The sequence below is a fragment of the Streptomyces sp. UNOB3_S3 genome (assembly GCF_020740895.1).
In the GTDB taxonomy this organism is placed as follows: Bacteria; Actinomycetota; Actinomycetes; order Streptomycetales; family Streptomycetaceae; genus Streptomyces.
On the sequence record NZ_JAILXP010000768.1, the window covers coordinates 1 to 639 of the forward strand.

Genomic DNA, 639 nt, shown 5'->3' on the forward strand with positions numbered 1-639 from the left:
GTCCAGCGCCCCACCCCGAGCTCGCCGGGGGCCACGCCGCCCCCTGCGGCGTACGCGCCGCCGACCGCCGCCCCGGCTACCGGCGGCGCGGGCGCGCACCCTCAGGACGGCCCCGGTGCCGGTACCGGCGCGCCGGGATTCGCCGAGCCCGTCGAACCGACGCAGGCGGCCGTGGACACCACGCCGCCCACCGACGCGCCCGGGTCACCGGCCGCGCCACCGCAGGCGGCTGTCGGCCCGCCCACCGAGCCCATGCCGTACCCGGCGACCCAGCCGCACGTCACGCCCGGGCACCCCGCCCCGGCGGCGCCCGCGTACCCTGCGCCGGAAGCGGTGTCCCCGCACGCGCACCCGTGCCCCGCGCCGGAGGCGAACCCGCACGCCGCGCCGGACGCGAACCCGTACCCCGCCCCGGCGGCACCCGCGCACGCCGCGCCCGAGGCGCACCCGCACGCCGCCCCGGCGGCGCCCGCCTACCCCGCGCCGGAGGCGAACCCGTGGGCGTACGACCCCTGGGCCGCCGGCGGCGCGCTGGTGGCGTACGACGTCGTGCCGCCGCGCAAGGACGTGACCGTCGCGCGGAGCCGGATCGTGGCCGGGGCCGTTGTCGTGGCGTTGGTGGCCGGGGGGATCGGGGCC

1 pseudogene is annotated in these 639 nt (G+C 82.5%); it reads left to right on the top strand.

The annotated features are described in order from the left end of the window. A pseudogene (locus K6I33_RS35540) lies at window positions 1–639 on the top strand (hypothetical protein); the annotation flags it as partial.